The following is a 17,462-nucleotide window of genomic DNA, read 5'->3' as shown; positions in this document are numbered from 1 at the left end:
GTTACTTCACTGCTTTGAGGCTGTGGGACAGGGCTGCCATGAGGCGTTTTTGCGCAGCCATGACCGGAATGTGGGCGAGAATCGCGCCGTGGCGCAGACCGGCCGTAACTAGGCGGAATTGGTCGGCGTACCAGTGTTCGTTGAGGCTCAAGCGATACTGTTCACGCAGGTTGGCCAGCAACGCTTCGGCCTCGGCTGGGGGCAGTTGTGTGGTGACAATTACGGCGTTTGCCATCGTTAAACCTCAATTTCGGGCGCAGCTCACCCAAACCCACGGGAGTGGGGCCGGCGATTGGTTGGGTAGGGTGTTACGAGTTGGCGGAGCGCTGACGGTGCGAGACTTCCACCAGCTCGATGTGAGCAAGTGACGTCAGTTTGATTGCAACCGGTTCGGCCACGTCGAAGCGCTCGACCAGGTGATCGACTGCACGGCTGCGTAGCGTCGACAGGTCGCCCAGATGTTCGGCTTGATGATGCTCAAGAAATGCCAGTGCAGCGTTCTGCATGCACTGTTGGTAATCCAGGGTATTTGTTTGCGTGTTCATTGGCCTTTCCCTGTTTTGGCGCGGTAGAGATCGATGGCGGCGTGGACTTCGGCAGTCCGTGCAGCTATGTGCAAGATATGAGCGTTCAGGATCAGTTCGGCTTCATCCTCGGTGATTACGCCGTCCTCAAGCGCCTGGGCAATGATCTGATCAACCGTGCCCTGCTTGGCCGAGGTCTGCATGGCCCGGGCATACATCTCTACGTTGTCCAAGTTTTCTGGGTGGACGACTGGGACAAACATGCCGCCGTACATCGCGGCAACGTAGTTGGCCAGATGCTGGGTGCCCGTGACTTGTTCCAGGTTGAAAATCTGCACGTCCGTCAGCGGGCGGCAGTTGTTGTTCTCGTAAGCGTGGTTATCAAACTTCTTGAGCGGTAGGCCGATGCTGGCAGCGGCGCGTTCACGGCCACCATCGAAGGTGCAAATAATTGCGCTGACGACTTCACGGCGGGTTTTTAGAACCTGACTTTTCATCTTCTGCTGTTCCCTCAGATTCTTGGCCATTACTGTGCGATCACGCCGTCTTTGATTCCCAGCAGTACGGCAGCACGATGGGCCTCTCCGCGACGGCACTGGGTTTGGCCATTCAGCACTGCGTAAACGGTGCTGGGGTTGAGGTTGTGCAGTTCTGCAAAATTTTTTGCCGTCTGGCCACGCTTCTCCAAGGATGAACGCGCCTGATGGCGAGCTTGCTCGGTGATGGTTGAGTTGGGCATAGTGCAATTCCTTGCGTTTTCGTGTGATGACGATCGCAGGATGTGGCAAAAAACTGCCAATGTAAATATCTGGATGGAAAAATATTGACACTCTCCGAAGAGATTGGCGCAAGGTTGCGTCAACAACGCGCCCAGGCTGGGCTGACGCAAGATCAACTTGCGGAACATCTTGGTGTCTCGAAAAGAACTCAAGGAAATTACGAATCCGGTGCCAGTGACGCTCCTGCGTCCTACTTGAGCATGGCTGCAAGCTCGCTCGGATTTGATGTGTTCTACATCGTCACCGGAATTCGCACCACGCTGAACGCGGATGCACTGTCCGAGGTTGAAGACAGCATCGTTCAGCAGTACCGCAATATTCCAGCGGACGATCAAAAAGCTATCCGGCGCTTCCTTAGAGCCATGGCGGACGATGCTGCCAAAGGAATGAGCTGACCACTCTGTTACTGCGTTACCGCCGGCTCGCCCCCATATCATTGCGTCAGCAATGGATTTTATGGAGTTGTAAGCATGTTGGATCGCAGAAACGCGGATGTCGGTTATGTTGAAGTAGCTGCATCTGCGCGGTACGAGCTTTCGCACATTGAGCGTCGCCTGATCGGGCTTTATCGCCAATTGAACCGTCACGACCAGGAGCAATTGCGAAGACTGGCTCAGGTGCTGATAAGTAACCCTGAACACTTCGACGAAGATTGATACCTGGGCCGCCGGCACTTGATTGTCGGCGGTTCGCATCATGCGACGGCCTGCGATCCGAGCTTTTCAAATAGCTCCCGCTGTTGGGCCCTGGGCATGTCTCTCAGTCTGTCCATCAACAGTCTGTCGAACGTCTGAGCGGACGGGCTAAGCGTATGAGAAAACGTGAGATTCGCGACCCAACTGTGCCCACATTTTGCGTCGAGGCACTGGCAGTAAAGTTTCGCAAAATCGGCTGACAGCACCTCACGTGATGCGATCCGCCCTTTATGTCCGCATTTACAAGTAACTCTCATGTTCCCTCCCCAGGGTGCAACTAATTGCCACTATGCTCGCACGTAGAGCAGGATATTTCTCTATTTTTGAGATGTCAGGTAGCGGTTTCCCCTGCGTTATCAATCTTTTTCCAGTCGATACGCCTGTCTCTTCGAAGGGTTTCATTCAACTGATTGAACAGCTGACAGATCGGTCTGATCTCGTTGCTGGTGTACACGCGATCGATCTTCTCGATATCGCCAAAGCCGCCGTTGTTCTCCGGGATGATCCCGGCCAGGGCAGGATTCATCCGCCAGGCAGCGATCACGTCATTGCGGGTAATGTTCTTCACCTTCTCCAGCTCGTCCTTGGCCTGGAAGTCGCCCACAGGGATGATCTGGATCGCGTTTTCCTTGCCGTTTGGGATGTTGACGAACATAGAGCGGAAGTTGCCCACGCCCTTGCTGGCGCTGATCTGTGCGCGCAGGTTCTCTTCGTCTTCCTCGGTCAGGTCCGGGTCGTTGGTGTAGAAGATGTAGCCCGCGTGCGCGCCGTTGCTGTAGTAGCGCCGGCGAAACAGGGTCGCGGCTTCGTTGAGCAACAGCGCCTGCAGGCCACCCAGGTAATCGGGCACGCCGTAGATGTTCTGTTCCACGTCGTAGTCCAGGACGTGTTCAATTTCGTCCTGGTCGAAGTCCATGAACTTGCTGTCCGGCAGCAGCATCCTGAAACCGCCGTCGACCTTCACGCGCATGTTGATCGCTGGCAGGTGCTGCATCTCCAGCACCTCGCCGAACGCATTGGTATCGCGATAGAAATACGCTTCGCCGAACACCATGTAATCCAGGCTCGCCCGTCCCATGGTCTGTGTGCTGCAGCCCTCGGAAGGGATGAACTCACGCAACAGCAGGTTGCGTTTGAACTTGGGAATGGCGCCGTGGTGCGCGTTGGCGCGCAGCAACTTGGCCAGGCCCGCCCGCGATACCGGCGGCTTGTAGATTTCGCCGTCGTCGCTGAGAAACACCCCCAGATACTCGCCGATGTTGCCGGACAGCACCTGTTCGGGTTCCCCGAACGTGAACGCCCGCATGGGCTGCTGCTGTCGTAACTGCTGACTGGCTTGGGGCTTTCTGTGTTGTGGTTTGGGCATTGTTTCCGCTCGTGACGTAGCGGCTACGGCGCCGCTTGTTGGTATTCAGGGGTTCGTTGGCCAGGGCGTGCATGACGGCCCAGGCGATATCGGCGTGGCCGGTGGCGTCGGTGCGCGAAGCGCTGTAGGTGACCTGGCCGCTGTTGGTGGTGCCGCGCTTGATGGTTAGGAACGCCTGGGCGATGTCCGTCCAGCCGGCGTCCCACTCAATGCGGCTGCCCTGGATCGTGTCCTGGGCCTTGAGTACCAGGGTGTTTTTGGTCTCAAGGCTGTAGTGAATCGGCGTTGCCTTCGCGTAGAAGTCGCGCACCAGGTCGAATACGCCATAGCCCACGCCGGTAATATCGATCCCGATGTGTTGGACGTTGAAACGCTCGGTAAGCTTTTTGACCTGGACGGCTTGGTAGGTGAACGAATGTCCCCGCCAGCTGTGCTTCTCCAGGATTCGAAACTTCGCCCCAGGTTCCAGCGGCGGGGCGACCACCACGCACGTGGCGTCGTCGCGGGTGCGGCTCGGATCATAGCCAAGCCATACAGGGCTGTTCCCGAATGGGCGATCCAGTTCCGGGTTGTAGTCCTCCCACAACGACAGATCGGAATAGCACCGCTCCAGATCCTTGAGGCCGAAGGCGCTCTGGCTGCTGTCGATGAACTTGCAGTGGAACAACTGCTGGAATTTGTCTTCGTCGTACTCCAGCTGCAGTTGCTCGAGGTCGAACAAATCGCAGCCGCCGGCAATGGCGTCGTCGATGGTAATGGTCTTGCGCCATTGGCCATCGGGACACAATGCGCCTTGGGTGTACGACGCCTCGGTGGGCCAGGTACCGCCGATCTTTTTACCGCGTTTGCTGTTGCGAAATTCCTCGCCGGACCAGAACGGGTAAGCCTGGTGCGACACGGCGCTGGGCGTCGAGAAGTAGGTTTTCCGCCACTTCTTGTGGGTACCCATGGCGCTGGCCACGGTGCTGAGTTTTTCGAAGTCGCGGATCCAGAAATATTCGTCCACGTACACATGGCCATGGTAGCCCTGGGCGGTGCTGCTGTTGGTGCTGAGAAACCGCAGCTCGGCGCCGTTGCTGAGCGTGATCGGGTTGCCGGTCAGCTCGATGCCGAACCACTGCTTTGCAAACTGGATGATGTAGCTACGGAAGATTTCCGACTGCGATCGGCTTGCCGATAGAAACACCTGGTTGTCGCCGCTGAGTACCGCGTCCATGAACGCTTCGCCGGCGAAGTAGTAGGTCAGGCCGACCTGGCGGCTTTTCAGGATGTTGCGGATCCGGCACGTCAGCGGGTTTTGCTTGGCCGCGAACAGCTCCTGCTGATAGCGGTACATCTTGCTGATGAACTTATCCAGGAAGTCGACTTCAGTCAGTTCGCTGATGTCGTTCTTCACCTTCTTTTCGCGCTTCTTTCCTCCGCTATCTCCACGGCCCGATCGTTCGCCACGCGGCCGCTGGCGACCTTCCTGGGGCTCGCCCGCAGATTCCCCGACCGGTGCCGGCGACGGCTTTACCGCTTGCTTTAGCAGACGCTCGCGAACGGTGGTCAGTCGGTCCAGCTCGTTCAGTTCGTCCTTGGTCAGGCTGCTGGCTTTGTCCAGGAGGAGGGTGATTCGCCGGCCAACGGCGGTCAGCGGTTCTTCGTCCGACAGCATGTCCTCCCACCCGCCCTGGCGGATCCAGTAGTAGACGATGCGGATGTTGGGCAGGTTGAGCTGCGCCTGAATTTCCTTGGCCTTACAGCGGCGTAGAAATAGGCGTTTGGCGGCTTCTTTAACTTCGGTCGAGTAGTACATGGGCCGCAGTCTATGCGGCGAAAACGCTGGAAACGCGGGGTTAAATTCCGCGTCTCTCCTACATCGTGAATATAGGAGAAACGCGCAGGTGAACCGTTTGTTTGAGTGCTGATGGCTCCCTATCTTGGCGGCTCATTCAACCGATTGAGCGCAGTCAACGCACATGCCCCGTTCCCTTGTTTCGTACTGGAAACGTGTCGCCACCAGCGGCACCACCGCCGATGGTCGCGAGATCCTTCCCCAGGAACTGCGCGACATCGCTGAAACCTACAAGCCTTCGAAATATACGGCAGTGATCTGGTGCGACCACGAACGTTGGAGCGGTTCCCACGGCACCGTCTTTGCCGTGCGCTTGTTGGAAGAGGGCGAAGATCTGGAGCCCGGGCAAATCGCTCTGGAGGCACAGCTCAAGCCGAATGATCGCCTACTTTACCTGAATGATCAGGGCCAAAAGCTGTTCTCCAGCATCGAGATCACTCCCAATTTCGCAGGCAGCGGCAAGGCCTACTTGACCGGTTTGGGCGTCACTGATGAACCGGCCAGTCTGGGCACCCAGGAACTCTACTTTTCAAAGCAGACCCACCAAAACTCCTTCTACGCCGCGTCCGTTGAACTGGGCTCCTTTGAGGCAGAACCACAAAGCGAGGTCGGCAAATTGATCGGCCTGCTTACTGGCCTGTTCAAGCGCTTTGCCACGGATGCCGAGCCCGCCGAACCCACCACCCCAACCGAGAGCAAACCCCCAATGGATGAAGCTACCGCAACGGCCCTCAAAGCCCTGCTGGAGCAGCTGCTTGTCGTCGCTGCCGGCATTCAGGCCGTGATTGAACCCGCCGCCGCAGATGCACCAGAACCCGACCAGGCACCAATCGACGACGTGAGCGCGGCCGTAGACGAGATCGTTACTACAGCCGAGGAAGAACGTGAGTTCCGCCGTAGCGGTGGTTCGAACAAGGCCGTTCTGGCTCAGTTGGAGAAGCTGCAAAAGCAGTTCTCCGCTCTGCAGAACACCTCGACCGGTCGCCAGCTGCCACGCAACCGTGGCCCAGTAACCGCCCCACGACGCAAGGTGCTCTGACATGGCCCAGCCATTAAGCGCCCGTGGCGCCAAACAATATGCTGAGCTGCAGGCCGCAATCGCCGAGGCCTATGGCGTTGAGCGATCCAGCCGCATGTTCAGTGTGGAACCGTCGATTGCCCAGGAACTGAACGACGCGATCACCGCAAAAGCCGACTTCCTGGAGCGGATCAACGTCACCTCGGTCAGTGAGATCAAGGGTGAAAAGGTGTTCATTGGTGTGAATGGTCCGGTCACTGGCCGCACCAACACCAAGACCACCGATCGCGAAGCCAAAGACGCTTCGGCGCTGGACAACACCCTGTACGAACTGGCCGATACCCAGTCGGATGTGGGCCTGCCGTACGCCAAGATCGATGCCTGGGCGAAGTTTCCCGACTTCAAAGAGCGCTATTCGGCCGCAGTGCAAAAGCGCATCGCACAGGACCGGATCGTTATCGGTTTCCACGGCACCCACGCCGCCCCGCAGACCGACTTGGAGAAATTCCCCAAGCTGCAGGACGTGAACAAGGGTTGGCTGCAGCAGTTGCGCGAGCAGGCCCCGCAGCAGGTGCTGAAAGAGGGCACCACCGCTGGCAAGGTCACGCTGGGCGCCGGTGGCGACTACGCCAACCTTGATGCCCTGGTGCACGACACCAAACAGATGGTTGACGAGATCCTGCGCGAAGACGGCGACCTGGTCGCGATAATCGGCACCGATTTGCTCGCTGCTGACAAGGCCAAGCTGTACACCAAGCAGGGCGACACCCCGACCGAAAAAGAGCGCATCGAAAACGCGCAGGTCATCGCGACCTATGGCGGTCTGCCGGCGTTCAGCGTGCCGAACTTCCCGGTCAACGCGGTGCTGGTCACCAGTTGGGACAACCTCTCGATTTACTACCAGGATTCCAGCTGGCGTAAGCAGACGATCGAGAACCCGAAGCGCTCCCGCGTTGAGGATTACAACAGCCGCAACGAAGGTTACGTGATCGAGCAACTGGAAAAAATCGCGTTCACTGAAAACGTTGAGCTGGTGGCCGCGTGAGCCTGGCCCTGGCGCACAAGCGCCGCACTATCGCCTTGGGCAGCACTGCAGTGGCGGCACTCGCCGCCGCTGCAGGCCTGGCCTATTCCCCGGCCGATGCCCTGAGCAGCCCGGCCAACGCCCGCAAGCACTTGCTGTTGCAGGAAGCGGCATTGGACCAGGATCTGGCTCGAATCAGCGCCATCAACGGCCTGGCCGGACGCCAGGCACTCAAGCGTGAAGAGCTGCTGCCCAAGTACCAGGAATACGTCCAGCGCTACTGCGAGTCGGGGCTGAATTTCCCCAACCGCGTCGCGGTGCAGGTGTTGGTCTGGCTGTTCGACACCGCTCAGTTCGAAGACGCCCTGGAGCTGGCCGACTTCCTGATGGAGCAGGGCCAGGAAATGCCGGAGCGCTTCAAGCGCCGGGATATTCAGACCTTTGTGGCCGACGCCGTGTGCGAGTGGGCCTACGCCGAATACAACGCCGGTCGCAGCCCAGAGCCCTACCTGTCGGACCTGCTGCCGCGTGTAGACAACGAGTGGAACCTGACGGAACAGATCCCGAGCAAGTACCACAAGTTGATCGGCATGCGCGCCATGGAGGCCGAGCAGTGGGAAACCGCGCTCAAGCACCTTGAGCGCTCCACCGAGCTGTACCCGAAAGCCGGCAACGAAACGCGCATCGTGAAATGCCGCAAGGCATTGGCAAAACAACAGGCCAGCACGGCTCCCGAATAACCGACTACCCCCCCCAGCGGGGACCTGTGGAAGTGAGCCGCCCATTTATGGACCGTCCCACTGCAAACAGGCTCCCCGCCCTATTTGAGCGCCCAGCGATGAGCTTTTCCGGGAAACCCACCACCTTTGTGGAACAGACAATCGAGAACGACGGCTTTTGGCCGAACCTCTCCCTGTCCGAATTCCAGAAGGAATACCGCCTGCCGGCGGAGTACCTGGTAGAGCTGCTGGGCGGTGACATGACGATGGCCATGATCGAGGTCAATGGTGACCTGGCCAAGTGCAAGGCCCGGTGGCAGTCCTTTGGCATCAACAATGTTGAAGCCGCAGACACGGTGCTGCTGCAGGAGCGTGCATTCAAGGTGAAGCTGTACAAGCGAGCCGTGTACTGCCGCACCAAAGCCAATCTGCTGCCGCAGTTCGCCACGGTCACCCGCAGGGAAAGCGCCGAGAGCACCGGAAAGGAAGCCCCGGAGCGGGCGGAAACGTTCTTGGCTTTCAGCCAGCAGGCCATTCGCGCTCTGCAGGGCCGTGGCCGCATCACGGCGTCTTTGCAGTGATCCAGCTGCAGGCGCTGACCGCCTACCTGATGGCCCGCAACCTGGTGCCCCCGGAGCAGTTCGACAGCTGGATCGAACAGGTCAGTCTGGAACTGATCTGGAAGCCTGACCGCGACGGCCTGCATATGGCTGATATGCGCTACCGCGCTGTGTTCTCGCTGGAGCGCTTTACCGGTCACCCGGCCAGGCTGATGGCCCTGGTCGGCAGTTGGCTGGAAACACACGACTCCAACCGCGACCGCCATGAACTGCCGGCGCCGCTGTTCGCCGTTGAGCCCCTGGACCAGGACAGCTTCGACGTGGAGCTGTCGCTGGAATTCGTTGAGCCGCAGTACCTGGCCGAGGATCCCGCCGGCGAGATCGAGGCGTTCAACAAGACCTGGGCGTTCGTGCCGTTCGACCTTTGGATTGCCGAATACGGCGAGGTCAGTCATGGCAGCTAGCCCGCTCGACCTCGATGTCAGGGGCTTGCTCAACGTCGACGCCCAGTTGGCGTTGCTTGACCTATCGCCCCAGTTGCGCCGGCGGCTGCTGAACAACGTGACCAAGCGCGTGCGGACGATGAGCCGTAAGCGCGTACGTGAGCAGAAGAACCTGGACGGCAGCCCCTTCGCCGAGCGCAAGGGTTCTGCCAAGGGCAAAAAGAAGATGGAAGCCGGCCTGGCCAAGCTGCTGCAGGTGACCCGCGTCAGTTCCGATGAAGCCGAACTGGGCTGGAAAAACGCGCTTACCCGGTGGGTTGCATCCCAGCAGCACAACGGCGCCAGTGAGCGGCGCACCGCTGCACAGATGAAGCGCTGGAACAAAGTCCCACCGGGTATCGCCTGCACCGACAAACAAGCCAAGCGGCTGCGCCGGCTGGGCTTTCGCACCCGCCAGAAAGGCAAAAAGACGCTGACCAGGCCGTCAGTGGCATGGATTCAAGAACACGTGAACTACGCCAAGGCCGGCTTGCTGATCCGCATTTTGAACGATGAAAAAACCGAGACATCGGGCGCGCAAAGCTGGGACATCACCCTGCCAAAACGCCAGTTCCTCGGGGTAGAGACCGGGAGCGAAACCCGCGAGCTGGTTAACCAGGTCTTCCAACAAATCCTTAATTCACCCCGCTAACGAGGCACAGCATGGCACTTGGCAAAGTCAGCGTTAACAATCTCAATCTGGGCCAGGGCGCCGTGACTGAGATCGAACGCTATTTTCTGTACATCGGCCCCGGTCCGAAAAACACCGGCAAATTGATCGCCCTCAACACCGACAGCGACCTGGATGCCGCCCTGGGCGTGCCAGCCAGTGACCTGAAAACCCAGATCACTGCAGCACGCTTGAACGGTGGCGATCGCTGGGCCTGCCTGGCGGCGCCGATCACAGCGGACGGCGAGTGGACCAAGGCCCTGGAAATGTCCCAGCAGCAGGGTTTTTCCGTCGAAGCGGTGGTCATCACCAAGCCGGTGGCCACCGGTGCCGAACTGTCGGCAATGCACGACGCGGCGGTGTCGATGAATGACACCTATGGTCGTCGTGCTTTAGTCATGGCGGCCACGGCAGGCCTGTCGCTGAGCCCTTTCCAGAGTTGGGCGGAATACCTGGTAGCCCAGAAGTCAATCACTGCCGGCCTGGCTGCGCCTCGGGTGTTGGTGGTGCCGCAACTGCACGGTAACGACCTGGGCGTGTTGGCCGGTCGCCTGGCCAACGCAGCAGTAAGTATTGCTGACAGCCCGATGCGCGTGGCCACTGGCGCGCTGCTGGGCTTGGGGCCTGTACCTGTCGACTCCGAAGGCGTACCGCTGCCGTCTTCGATCCGATCGGAGCTGGATAAGGCGCGGTTCTCCGTCTCCCAGACCTATTCCGACTACTCGGGCGTGTACTGGGGTGACGGCAACATGCTGGACACCCCTGGCAGTGACTACCAGGTAATCGAATACCTGCGCCTGGCCGACAAGGCCGCTCGCCAGGTCCGTCCGCTGCTGATTCGCCGTGTAGGCGATCGGCGCCTGAACAACACCCCCAACAGCATGGCCGTGAACATCACCGCGCTGATGGCGCCTCTGCGCCGTATGGCCAAGTCGGTGAAGTTCGCCGGCGAGGTGTTCCCGGGCGAGATCGAATCGCCGAAGGACGGCGACATCGTGCTGGTCTGGAAGAGCAAAACCGCCGTAGAGGCGTTCATCAAGATCAAGCCCCACAACTGCCCGAAAGACCTCACGGCGAACATCGCCCTGGACCTTTCCAACGACGATTCGGAGTAACCCACCATGTCACGTATTGGCGGCAAGAACTTCGACGTGAACCTGGGCGACCTGCAGGTCCACGTTGAAAGCTGCACCCTGGACATCACCGACAACAGCAAGACCGCGCAAACCCGGGGCGTGCCTGACGGCTACGTCGACGGCGATGTGGCGGCTGCTGGCGACCTGGAGCTGGATTCCACCAACTTCAATCTGTTGATCGAGGCGGCCCGCAGTGCAGGCAGCTTTCGCAAGCTGCCGCCCTTCGACACGGTGTTTTTTGCCAAAGCCGGCGACGACGAGCTACGCATTGAGGCCTTCGGCTGCAAGTTAAAGGTCTCCAGCCTGCTGAGCATTGATCCCAAGGGCGGCGAGAAGACCAAGCACAAGGTGCCGTTTGAGGTCACCAGCCCGGACTTTATCCGCATCAACGGCGTGCCGTACCTCGACGCTACCGAGATCGAGGGCCTGAGCTGATGACCTGCCCGTTCGACCGCGCCCAAGCCCTGGAACAGCGTCAACGACAACAGGCTATCGACGCGCAATTGGCCCAAGCCCGGGCGCAGCCAACGGGCCCCAGTTTTATCCACTGCCTGGACTGTGAAAAAGAGATTCCCGAAGCGCGCCGTGCCCTGGGCGGCAAGACTCGTTGCGTCCCGTGCCAGTCTTTTTTCGAAAAAGGAGTGAAGCGATGAGCGCGAATCAGGCGGCCCAGGACACCGCCATCGCACTGGCAAAGGCCTCGCCTGCGATCGGTGTAGCGGCCACCGGAGCGACAGGAGCCGTCGACTGGTCGGCTGTCGCCTACATGCTGACTGCCCTTTATATGGTGCTGCAGATCCTGCTGCTGGTGCCCAAGTATCGCCAGATGTTGCGCGACTGGAAGGTGAAGCCATGAGCCTGCGCGGCAAGATCGCCGCCGGCGCGATTGCACTCTGCAGCTCCACGTTGGTGGTGTTCCTGGGCACCTGGGAAGGCAACGGCCAGAACACCGTGTATGCCGACAAGCTCGCCCAGGGCCTGCCGACCGTGTGCAAAGGCATCACCCGCCACACCAGCCCTTATCCGGTGGTGGTCGGTGACTACTGGTCAGATGCGCGCTGCAGCGAGGTGGAGCAGCTGGTGATCAGCAAGGGCCAGTTGCAGTTGGCCGACTGCATCACCAACCAGGCCGTGGGCCAGAACACCTTCGACGCGCTGAGCAGCCATAGCCACAACTTCGGCGTGCCCAGCACTTGCGCCAGTCGTGCCGTCGCGCTGATCAATGCCGGGCGCATCAAGGACGGCTGCAACGCGCTGGCGTGGGCCGCTGACGGCAAAACTCCAGTATGGGCTTACGTCACCACCGCCCCGGGGCAAAAGAAATTTGTACGGGGCCTGCACCAGCGCCGGTTGGCCGAAGCACAGCTGTGCAAGGCGGGTTTGTAGTGCGCGAAGCCATTTTCCCCCTGGTGCTGTGCCTGGTGGCCTGGTTCGCCTTGGACCTGCTGGAAGGCCAGCGCGATACCGCACGCAGCGAACGCGACAGCGCCTTGTTCGAAGTGGAGGGCCTGCGCGAAGCGGCCCGCATCGCCGGCGAGCGGCTGGCCGAGCGTGATGCTATCGACCTTCAACGTACCCAGGAATTGAACGATGAACGCAACCAAAACGACGGTCTGCGCCGTGCTGTTGACGATGGCCTTAGCCGGCTGCGGATCAAAGCCACCTGCAGCGCGCCCAAGCCCGGCGATGCCGGCGCCAGCGGCGTGGCTGATGGCGGATCCGCCGAACTCACTGCAGACGCTCGATCGGATTATTTCACCCTCAGAGATCAGCTTGCCCTCAGCAAGCAAATGATCCTGGGGCTGCAGGACCACGTGCGCCGGGTTTGCCTGCGCTGATTCACCCACTTTAAAACCTGAACGGAGCAACACGCATGACCGATAAACGCGAGATCACCCTGGAAGTCGGCGACAAGGAATTCACCTTTGAACTGACCCCGCAAGACGTGACCAAGTACTTCAACGCGGTGACCCAGGCCAACAAGGTCGCGCCGGCGAACAACCTGTTGGTGACCACCGTTAAGCAGGAAGAACGCGCCACGCTCAAGCCGATGCTGGGCAACCCGGTATTCGTGATGCAGCTGGCCGGCGCGCTGCTGGAGGAATACAGCCCAGACGTTGAAGTCACCGTAAAAAAGCCCTCGACCACGCCGAACGACTGACCGAAAACGGCCTGGGCCAACTGCTGGCCTTGGCCGGTCGTTGGCTACCAGGCGCCGAGCCCACCGCCGAGGTGATGGGCACGGCCAAGTGGCTGGAGGACGAACACTGGCGGCGGATGGAAATTGCCATCGCCAACGGCATCGCCCACGCATTGAACGGATAAACATCGATGGCTGACCAAAGCGCCCGCCTGGCCTTCATTTTGAGCCTGACTGATAAGGTCACCGCCCCGTTGGGCAAGGTGAAAATGGGCTTTTCTGACCTGGCGGAACAGAGCGAAAAGCACATCAAGACCATGGGCCTTGGCCTGGCGGGATTGGTCGGCGCCGGCGTGGCCATCACCCAGTCGCTGGAACCCGCCCTGGAGATGAACCGCGCCCTGGGCGAGGTCCGATCGCTGAGTGTGGCCGAGGATGCGCTGACCGCACTGAATCGCAAGTCGCTGGAGTTTTCGGTGGCCTACGGGGAAAACGCCCGGGATTTTGTCGCCTCGGCGTACCAGATTGAAGGAGCTATAAAAGGCTTGGCGGGCAGTCAGTTGGCCACCTTTACCAATGCCAGCAACCTATTGGCAAAGGCCACCAAGTCCGATGCGAACACCATGGGCACCTACGTCGGCACGATGTACAACCTGTTCAAAGGCCAGGCCGACGCGATGGGCAAGGGCCAGTGGGTGGAAACCCTAGCTGGGCAAACCGCCACGGCGGTGCAGCTGTTCCGTACCAGTGGCGAGCAGATCGGCGAGGCGTTTAAAGCCGCCGGCGGCCTGGCCAGCACTGCCGGTGTGAGCCTGGCCGAGCAAATGGCGGTGCTGGGCACACTGGGCAGCACCATGGACGGCGGGGAGGCCGGCGGCCTCTACAAATCGTTCTTTGAGAACGTCAGCGGCGCATCGGAAAAACTCGGCATGTCCTTTGTCGACCAGCAGGGCAAGTTGCTGCCGATGATGGACATCCTGGACAAGCTCAAAGGCAAGTTTGGCGATCTGTCGATTGAGGCCAACGGCAAAAAGCTGCGTGACGCCTTCGGCGGCGAAGCTGCGCGGCTGATCACCACACTGCTGGGCGATACCGACCGCCTGAAAAACGGCATGGATCGACTGGGCAATGTGCATGGGCTGGAGAACGCCGAGCGCATGGCCAAACAGATGGTGGACCCGTGGCAACAGTTCGGCGCCGCTGTGCAGGCGTTGCGTATCGCCTTCGGGCAGTCGCTGATCCCGATCCTGACGCCGCTGATGGACCGCCTGGTGGGCATTGCTAGCACGCTGACCCGCTGGACCCAGTTGTTTCCCAACATTACCCGCGTGATCGGCATCACCACGTTGGTGGTGTTCGGGATCATTGCGGCCATGTCGTTGCTCACGCTGACCGTGGGTATCTCGAAAATGGTCTGGCTGGGCCTGATCACTGTGTGGAAAGTCCTGACCATGGCCGGCCTGCGCAGCATCGCCATGTTCCTGTATCACACCGTTATGGTGATCGGGTTCGTTGCGGGCCTGGTGCTGATGGTCGCCTGGATGGGGCTGGTCAAGGGCGCGATGTTGCTGTGGCAGGGCGCCATCTGGCTGGTCAACACCGCGTTGCTGGCCAACCCGGTGACGTGGGTTGTGGTCGGCATTGTCGCCCTGGTCGCTGCCGTGGCGGCTGCGATCATCTACTGGGACGAATGGACCAGTGCGCTACTCAACAGCGAAGCGTTCCAGTGGGTCAGCAGCCAACTGACCGCGCTGTCGGAGTGGTTCGACTCCATGGGCGGTTGGTCGGGCATGGCCAGCGCCGCGTGGGACGGCATCGTCAATATCTTTAAATCGGCCATCAATGGCTTGATCGAGATGCTGAACAAGATTCCGGGCGTGCAGATAGATGCCGCGTTTGGCGACATGCCGGCGGCACCGCAACTGCCAACCATCACGGCCCCGACGGTCGAGGCACCGTTGCTGCCGCAGCTGGTGAGCGCTCCCCAACAACCCATCCAGGCGCCGCCCCTGGTGATGACTGCCGCGCAGAAAGCTCCCGCGCCGGCCATGCCCGCCCTCAACGCATTGCAGCCCCAGGCGCAGCCGCCAGCGTTGGTCCTGGCCCCGGTACCGAAAACGCCGGCGCCTGTTCCACAGCCCCTTACGGCGCCCGAGCTACCGCGCACAGCGCCGGCACTGGTGGCCGCGCCTGCCTTGAAGACACCGGCGCCGATCGGGCCGCAGCTCAACATTCCGCAGCCGAAGCAACCGCCGGCGCTGGTGACTGCGCCGGCACCCACCGAGAAGGCCGAGCAAAGCCAGCAACGCATGAATGGATCTGTGGCCAGCCTGTCACCGAAGCGACCCGACGCCGTGCCTCGGGGCGGCCTGCTGAGCAGCATCCAGAACAACAACCAAACCCAGAACAAGGGCACCCACGTGGAGAACGTCAACATTCACACCGGTAAACCGATGAACCCGCTGGAGCTGGAAGGCATGTTGGCCATGGCGGTGGGCGGATGAGCGAATACATCGACCTGTTGATCATCGACAACGACCTGTCGCTGGACCCGTCCCGTCAGCCGTTGCTGATCGAGGACCGGGCCAGCATCGCCCAGGACATCGCGCACATGATCCGCGAAAGCGGCCTGCTGGTAACGCTGGTGGCTGAGCGCAGTCGCCTGCGTCAGCGCGATTGCATCCAGCAACTGGAGCTGCTGGTGGAGGCTGATGAACGCCTGGTACCGGGCACCGCACTGATTAACCAGGTGCAATCCGGCCAGTACCTGGTCACGGCCAAAACGCTGAAGTTTGGCGACATCGAGGTGACCCTGTGAGCGACGTAGATTTTAAACAGGCGCTCGCTGACGCCGGCATTCCCGTGACCGAGGACGGTTTGCGTAAGGCCTGGGAAAAGGAAGTAGCGGCCCAGGGCAGCAAGATGAGCAATACCAGCGCCTATTCGCCGTTCTGGCGGGTGATGACGGCCCTGGTGACCAAACCGGTCATGTGGCTGATCAGCTTTGTCAGTGACACGGTCCTGCCCAACTTCTTTGTAAAAACTGCCCGGGACAAGTGGCTGGACATGCTGGCCTGGGCGGTCAACGTCGAACGCAAAGGTGCGACCAAGGCCCAGGGCATGCTGTTGTTTACCCGGGACGTCGCCGGCGGCGTGCTGGAGCTGCCCGCCGGCGTCCTGGTGCAATCCGCCGCTATCAACGGCCATATTTACCAACTGATCACCACGCAGGCCGCGACCTTTGCAGACGGCCTGCAGCAGCTGGAAGTCCCGGTAGAAGCCCAAGAGGTTGGCAGCGGCTACAACCTGGCCCCGGGTTACTACGCGATCCTGCCGGTACCCATTGCCGGCATCGCCCAGGTGGTGAACGTCGACGGCTGGTTGATCGCACCTGGTGCAGATCCTGAACCGGACGATCAGCTGCGTTTGCGGGTTCGCAACCAGTTCTCGGCGGTCAATCAGTGGCACACCGATTCGGTATACCGCGCCATGATTTCAGCCTTCCCGGGCGTGCGGCCTGATGGTGTGTATTTCCTGCACGGCGCTCCCCGGGGCCCAGGCAGTGCCAATGCCTACGTGCTGTTTGATGCAGACGTGCCGGCGGCGACATACCTGGAGCAAATCAACGCGCATATCCGCGACCAGGGCAACCATGGCCACGGCGATGATCTGTTGGTCATGGTTATGCCTGAAACCCAGCACGCGTTGAGCTTGACCGTGTGGCCACGTCAGCTACTGACCGCAGAGCAGCGCACCAAGCTGCAGACGGAAGTGGAACTGTTCATTCGTGCGGCCTTCCGCGAAAGCAGCGCCGGCGACTATCAGCCAACGCTGACTTATCCACAGTCTCGCTTTTCATTCAGTCGCCTGGGCGAAGAACTCCACCAGCAGTTCGCGGGCGTCGAGTCGCTGCACTTCGATAACGCCGACATCGTGTCAGAGCTGACCATTCCCCGGATCAGCAGCCTGCAGGTGGTGTTGGCATGATCAAGCTGAATTTGCCGTTCTGGCTCGATGGGCCACAGCTCACAAAGCTGAAAGCCGCCGCGCAGTCCTGGTGGGAGAAAGTTGAAGGCTGGCTGCAATGGCCGCTCCTGCAGATGGACGCCGAGACCTGCCACCTGACCGTCCTCGATCTGCTGGCCTGGCAGCGGGACACCACCCGCTTCAAGGACGAGCCTGAAAGTTTGTATCGCTTGCGGGTCAAGTTCGCCTTTATCAACGCCGTCGATGCCGGCAGCACCGCGGGGCTCAAACGCATCCTGCAGCGTCTGGGCGTGGGTTACGTCGAGATAGACGAGCGTATGCCCGATCGGGACTGGGACGTGGTGCTACTGCGCCTTTCCGACTCCCAGCTATCGCAGAACCCCGAGCTGCTGCGCGTGCTGATTCAGCAATACGGCCGCACGTGCCGGCGCTATGACTTTGTGACCATCACCCCCGTATCGCTGCGCATCGTCGCGGCTGACTTTAACGACGATCAGCAAACGCTGATCGCCCGCCTGTAGGAGT

Annotated in this window: 27 protein-coding genes; 20 read left to right on the top strand and 7 right to left on the bottom strand. The window is 60.4% G+C overall.

Features of this window, described 5'->3' with window-relative positions; all coding sequences use genetic code 11:
- Nucleotide 1 precedes the first annotated feature (1 nt).
- From KZH41_RS23545 to KZH41_RS23530, 4 genes are all read right to left on the bottom strand, one after another.
- Nucleotides 2-235 (bottom strand): hypothetical protein, encoded by a 234-nt coding sequence (locus tag KZH41_RS23545; RefSeq protein ID WP_106576220.1) that lies wholly within the window; start codon nt 233-235, stop codon nt 2-4.
- A gap of 73 nt (nt 236-308) precedes the next feature.
- The gene (locus KZH41_RS23540; RefSeq protein ID WP_242152001.1) at nt 309-545 is read right to left on the bottom strand and encodes a hypothetical protein; all 237 of its coding nucleotides are present in this window, start codon (nt 543-545) and stop codon (nt 309-311) included.
- Nucleotides 542-1,021: a YmfL family putative regulatory protein gene (locus tag KZH41_RS23535; RefSeq protein WP_318654908.1), complete on the bottom strand. Its 480-nt coding sequence runs from the start codon at nt 1,019-1,021 to the stop codon at nt 542-544. Before KZH41_RS23535 ends, KZH41_RS23540 begins: the two co-directional genes overlap by 4 nt.
- A gap of 29 nt (nt 1,022-1,050) precedes the next feature.
- Complete coding sequence (locus KZH41_RS23530; RefSeq protein WP_262667332.1) at nt 1,051-1,263, bottom strand: DNA-binding protein; 213 nt, start codon at nt 1,261-1,263, stop codon at nt 1,051-1,053.
- A 42-nt stretch (nt 1,264-1,305) separates the two neighbouring features.
- On the opposite strand from KZH41_RS23530, the gene KZH41_RS23525 reads away from it, so the two are divergent.
- Together KZH41_RS23525 and KZH41_RS23520 are read left to right on the top strand one after the other, a co-directional pair.
- Nucleotides 1,306-1,698, top strand: a complete 393-nt coding sequence (locus tag KZH41_RS23525; RefSeq protein ID WP_263273834.1) for a helix-turn-helix domain-containing protein — start codon at nt 1,306-1,308, stop codon at nt 1,696-1,698.
- Between the two features lie 75 nt (nt 1,699-1,773).
- Nucleotides 1,774-1,959: a hypothetical protein gene (locus KZH41_RS23520; protein WP_263273833.1), complete on the top strand. Its 186-nt coding sequence runs from the start codon at nt 1,774-1,776 to the stop codon at nt 1,957-1,959.
- A gap of 38 nt (nt 1,960-1,997) precedes the next feature.
- Here the strand turns inward: KZH41_RS23520 and KZH41_RS23515 are convergent, their stop codons facing one another.
- The 3 genes from KZH41_RS23515 to KZH41_RS23505 form a co-directional block, all read right to left on the bottom strand.
- On the bottom strand, nt 1,998-2,255 hold the full coding sequence (locus KZH41_RS23515) for an ogr/Delta-like zinc finger family protein (protein ID WP_186640718.1): 258 nt from the start codon (nt 2,253-2,255) through the stop codon (nt 1,998-2,000).
- Nucleotides 2,256-2,329: 74 nt separating this feature from the next.
- Nucleotides 2,330-3,172, bottom strand: coding sequence for a phage portal protein (locus tag KZH41_RS23510; RefSeq protein WP_263275133.1), 843 nt, complete (start codon nt 3,170-3,172; stop codon nt 2,330-2,332).
- Complete coding sequence (locus KZH41_RS23505) at nt 3,111-5,162, bottom strand: terminase large subunit domain-containing protein (RefSeq protein WP_263273832.1); 2,052 nt, start codon at nt 5,160-5,162, stop codon at nt 3,111-3,113. Before KZH41_RS23505 ends, KZH41_RS23510 begins: the two co-directional genes overlap by 62 nt.
- A 163-nt stretch (nt 5,163-5,325) precedes the next feature.
- Between KZH41_RS23505 and KZH41_RS23500 the strand changes: the two genes are divergently transcribed.
- The 18 genes from KZH41_RS23500 (at nt 5,326) to KZH41_RS23420 (ending at nt 17,458) form a co-directional block, all read left to right on the top strand.
- Nucleotides 5,326-6,240, top strand: a complete 915-nt coding sequence (locus KZH41_RS23500) for a GPO family capsid scaffolding protein (RefSeq protein WP_263273831.1) — start codon at nt 5,326-5,328, stop codon at nt 6,238-6,240.
- Between the two features lies 1 nt (nt 6,241).
- Nucleotides 6,242-7,264 (top strand): phage major capsid protein, P2 family, encoded by a 1,023-nt coding sequence (locus tag KZH41_RS23495; RefSeq protein ID WP_263273830.1) that lies wholly within the window; start codon nt 6,242-6,244, stop codon nt 7,262-7,264.
- Nucleotides 7,261-7,983 carry a phage terminase small subunit gene (gene gpM / locus KZH41_RS23490; RefSeq protein WP_263273829.1) on the top strand — a complete coding sequence of 241 codons (723 nt, stop codon included), beginning with the start codon at nt 7,261-7,263 and terminating at the stop codon, nt 7,981-7,983. Before KZH41_RS23495 ends, gpM begins: the two co-directional genes overlap by 4 nt.
- Nucleotides 7,984-8,081: 98 nt before the next feature.
- The gene (locus tag KZH41_RS23485; RefSeq protein ID WP_263275132.1) at nt 8,082-8,543 is read left to right on the top strand and encodes a head completion/stabilization protein; all 462 of its coding nucleotides are present in this window, start codon (nt 8,082-8,084) and stop codon (nt 8,541-8,543) included.
- Nucleotides 8,540-8,986, top strand: a complete 447-nt coding sequence (locus KZH41_RS23480) for a phage tail protein (RefSeq protein WP_263273828.1) — start codon at nt 8,540-8,542, stop codon at nt 8,984-8,986. The genes KZH41_RS23485 and KZH41_RS23480 overlap by 4 nt, the downstream gene beginning before the upstream one ends.
- Entirely contained in the window at nt 8,976-9,656 is a 681-nt protein-coding gene (locus tag KZH41_RS23475) for a phage virion morphogenesis protein (protein ID WP_263273827.1), read from the top strand. The genes KZH41_RS23480 and KZH41_RS23475 overlap by 11 nt, the downstream gene beginning before the upstream one ends.
- 11 nt (nt 9,657-9,667) lie before the next feature.
- Entirely contained in the window at nt 9,668-10,789 is a 1,122-nt protein-coding gene (locus tag KZH41_RS23470; RefSeq protein WP_263273826.1) for a DUF2586 domain-containing protein, read from the top strand.
- Nucleotides 10,790-10,795: 6 nt separating this feature from the next.
- Entirely contained in the window at nt 10,796-11,245 is a 450-nt protein-coding gene (locus KZH41_RS23465; RefSeq protein WP_263273825.1) for a DUF2597 family protein, read from the top strand.
- Complete coding sequence (locus KZH41_RS23460; protein WP_094952013.1) at nt 11,245-11,463, top strand: TraR/DksA family transcriptional regulator; 219 nt, start codon at nt 11,245-11,247, stop codon at nt 11,461-11,463. The genes KZH41_RS23465 and KZH41_RS23460 overlap by 1 nt, the downstream gene beginning before the upstream one ends.
- On the top strand, nt 11,460-11,666 hold the full coding sequence (locus KZH41_RS23455; RefSeq protein WP_069078036.1) for a hypothetical protein: 207 nt from the start codon (nt 11,460-11,462) through the stop codon (nt 11,664-11,666). The genes KZH41_RS23460 and KZH41_RS23455 overlap by 4 nt, the downstream gene beginning before the upstream one ends.
- Nucleotides 11,663-12,196 carry a lysozyme gene (locus KZH41_RS23450; protein WP_263273824.1) on the top strand — a complete coding sequence of 178 codons (534 nt, stop codon included), beginning with the start codon at nt 11,663-11,665 and terminating at the stop codon, nt 12,194-12,196. The genes KZH41_RS23455 and KZH41_RS23450 overlap by 4 nt, the downstream gene beginning before the upstream one ends.
- A complete protein-coding gene (locus KZH41_RS23445) occupies nt 12,196-12,648 on the top strand; it encodes a lysis protein (RefSeq protein WP_263273823.1) in 453 nt (150 codons plus the stop codon). The genes KZH41_RS23450 and KZH41_RS23445 overlap by 1 nt, the downstream gene beginning before the upstream one ends.
- Nucleotides 12,649-12,683: 35 nt before the next feature.
- A complete protein-coding gene (locus KZH41_RS23440; protein WP_263273822.1) occupies nt 12,684-12,971 on the top strand; it encodes a putative phage tail assembly chaperone in 288 nt (95 codons plus the stop codon).
- Nucleotides 12,972-12,991: 20 nt separating this feature from the next.
- The gene (locus KZH41_RS30545) at nt 12,992-13,135 is read left to right on the top strand and encodes a DUF6890 family protein (protein ID WP_370881270.1); all 144 of its coding nucleotides are present in this window, start codon (nt 12,992-12,994) and stop codon (nt 13,133-13,135) included.
- Between the two features lie 6 nt (nt 13,136-13,141).
- The gene (locus tag KZH41_RS23435) at nt 13,142-15,454 is read left to right on the top strand and encodes a phage tail tape measure protein (protein WP_263273821.1); all 2,313 of its coding nucleotides are present in this window, start codon (nt 13,142-13,144) and stop codon (nt 15,452-15,454) included.
- Nucleotides 15,451-15,768: a DUF2590 family protein gene (locus KZH41_RS23430; protein WP_178966268.1), complete on the top strand. Its 318-nt coding sequence runs from the start codon at nt 15,451-15,453 to the stop codon at nt 15,766-15,768. Before KZH41_RS23435 ends, KZH41_RS23430 begins: the two co-directional genes overlap by 4 nt.
- Nucleotides 15,765-16,937 carry a baseplate J/gp47 family protein gene (locus KZH41_RS23425; protein ID WP_263273820.1) on the top strand — a complete coding sequence of 391 codons (1,173 nt, stop codon included), beginning with the start codon at nt 15,765-15,767 and terminating at the stop codon, nt 16,935-16,937. Before KZH41_RS23430 ends, KZH41_RS23425 begins: the two co-directional genes overlap by 4 nt.
- Nucleotides 16,934-17,458, top strand: a complete 525-nt coding sequence (locus tag KZH41_RS23420; RefSeq protein WP_099312221.1) for a phage tail protein — start codon at nt 16,934-16,936, stop codon at nt 17,456-17,458. The genes KZH41_RS23425 and KZH41_RS23420 overlap by 4 nt, the downstream gene beginning before the upstream one ends.
- Nucleotides 17,459-17,462: the final 4 nt, after the last annotated feature.

Origin of the sequence: Pseudomonas sp. YeP6b (assembly GCF_025642995.1) — a bacterium.
Classification (GTDB): Bacteria; Pseudomonadota; Gammaproteobacteria; order Pseudomonadales; family Pseudomonadaceae; genus Aquipseudomonas.
Note: the sequence above shows the minus strand (reverse complement) of the source record. Positions and strands in the feature narration are given on the sequence as shown.